This is a genomic window from Deltaproteobacteria bacterium, from assembly GCA_023382265.1.
Classification (GTDB): Bacteria; JAMCPX01; JAMCPX01; order JAMCPX01; family JAMCPX01; genus JAMCPX01.
Map to the genome: position 1 here is coordinate 1 of JAMCPX010000042.1, position 2211 is coordinate 2211.

Consider the following 2211-nt stretch of genomic DNA (forward strand, 5'->3'; position numbering starts at 1 on the left):
CAGGTGCAGTTTAAAGAATGCATGACAGGGACCGAAGAAGGACGGAAATTTTATGTTATAGGGGTAACCGGACTGCCGGGAGCAGGTAAAAGTTCATTGATAGATGTCATGATAAATTATTTTCGTTCAAATAAAAAAACAGTTGGTGTTATTGCGATAGACCCGACAAGCCCTTTTACCGGTGGTTCCATTCTTGGAGACAGGGTAAGAATGCAAAATCACTCCAGCGACAGGGATGTTTTTATTAAGAGTTTGCCTACAAGAGGGTGGCGCGGCGGCATATCAAAAGTAACATCAAGAATGGTTACCGTTATGGATGCCATGAAAAAAGATATTATTATTGTTGAAACTGCGGGTGTAGGGCAGACAGAGGTAGAAATCAAAAACCTGGTTCATACGACAATTGTTGTTCTGGTAGGAGGTCTTGGAGATTATATCCAGATTGTAAAGGCTGGAATACTGGAAATTGCTGATATTTTTGTCATAAATAAAGCTGATAACAGCAATACAGGGCAACTTGAATTTGACCTTAAAACTTTCTTCGGTATAAGTGAAAATACAAGCCAGCCAGGTGAGGGTGAAACATGGAAACCTCATATTTATCTGACTGAGGCAATCAATGATAGGGGAATAAGCAAGCTTATTGAAGGAATTTTCCATCATGAAAAATACCTTAAATCAACAGGCAAATTTGAGCAGTATTTCAAAAACAAATCCAGGATTGATTTAAGAGATATAATAAGTGATTATTTAATCAATCTTTTTTTTGCAAAACTTGAAGAAGATGATTTACATAAAAAACTGCTTGATGACCTTGAAGCCAATAAAATCGATCCTTACAGTTTAGCAGAAAAAATACTCAAAGAATTTCTTAAACTTAATTCAAAATAAAAAAGGAGACATGCCATGCCAGAAGCTAAAAAGACAACAAAGGAGATATTAAGCAGTATTGGTAAGGGCAGTACTAAAATGCCTCTATTTGACAGCAAGAGCCTAAAATCAATTAAAAAGGATTTAGAAGACTGGAAAAATACAAAAATCACCGGCACTGACAGGGAAAACTACTCTGTAACACCGGAGACTATCCTGGGTTCTAAAATACCCAGGAACCTCATATATACCCCGCTTGATATACCTGACTTTGATTACAGGGCAAATCTTGGAAACTCAGGGGATGCCCCGTTTACAAGAGGAATACATCCCAATATGTACAGGGGTAAGCAATTTACAATAAGGCAGATAAATGGATTCGGCGGCCCTGAAGATACCAACAAAAGATTTAAATTCATGCTTGCAAACGGTGCCACAGGCTTGAGTGTTATATTTGATATCCCCACAGTCCAGATGTATGATTCGGATGATCCTATATCAAAGGGCCAGGTTGGTACCTCAGGTGTTGCAATAGACTCACGTGGTGATATGGACATACTCTTTAGTGGTATCCCTCTTAAAGATGTAACGGTATCCATAGTAACTCATTATCCTTCAAATACCGCAATACTTTTTCCCATGTTTTTAGCATCAGCTGAGAAAAGGGGTATATCCTGGAAAGATCTGAAAGGAACCGTACAAAATGATATAACACTGGAAGAAGTTGTAAGAAGCGGCCCTGAATATATCCCTCCCCGTGACTGCTTCAGGTTGCAGTGCGACAATATTGAATTTATAAAACAAAATATCCCTAATTGGAACTTTGTAACGTTAAACGGCTACAACCTTCATGAGTTTGGAACCTCAGGTGTTACAGAGATGGCAGTAGCAATGTCAAATGCAATAGAGACTCTTAATGAGATGATATCAAGAGGTCACGACGTTGATTGGGTAGCAGCAAGGCTTGCCTTTTTCTGGTCAATATCAAATGACTTCTTTGATGAGGTTGCAAGAATAAGGGCAGCAAGAAGGTTATGGTATAAGATTATGAAATACCGTTTTGGCGCCAAACAGTCCCGTTCCATGTGGATGAGATGCCATGTACAGACATCAGGCATAACGCTTACAAGGCAGGAGCCTCTAAATAACATTGTAAGGTCGTCCCTCCAGGCGCTCTCAGCCGTATTTGCAGGTGTACAGTCGCTCCACGTTGATTCATATGACGAAGCATATGCGGTACCTACCGAAGAGGCGGCGCTTATCTCTCTTAGAACCCAGCAGATAATACAGTCAGAAACTGCAGTAACAGAGGTTGTAGATCCCCTTGGAGGATCTTACTAT

General features: G+C 39.8%; 2 protein-coding genes. Both read left to right on the top strand.

Annotated elements, in window-relative coordinates:
* A partial coding sequence (gene meaB / locus M1381_08160; GenBank protein ID MCL4479052.1) for a methylmalonyl Co-A mutase-associated GTPase MeaB occupies positions 1–891 on the top strand: 891 nt, incomplete at its 5' end.
* 15 nt (positions 892–906) lie between these two features.
* A partial coding sequence (locus M1381_08165; GenBank protein ID MCL4479053.1) for a methylmalonyl-CoA mutase family protein occupies positions 907–2211 on the top strand: 1305 nt, incomplete at its 3' end.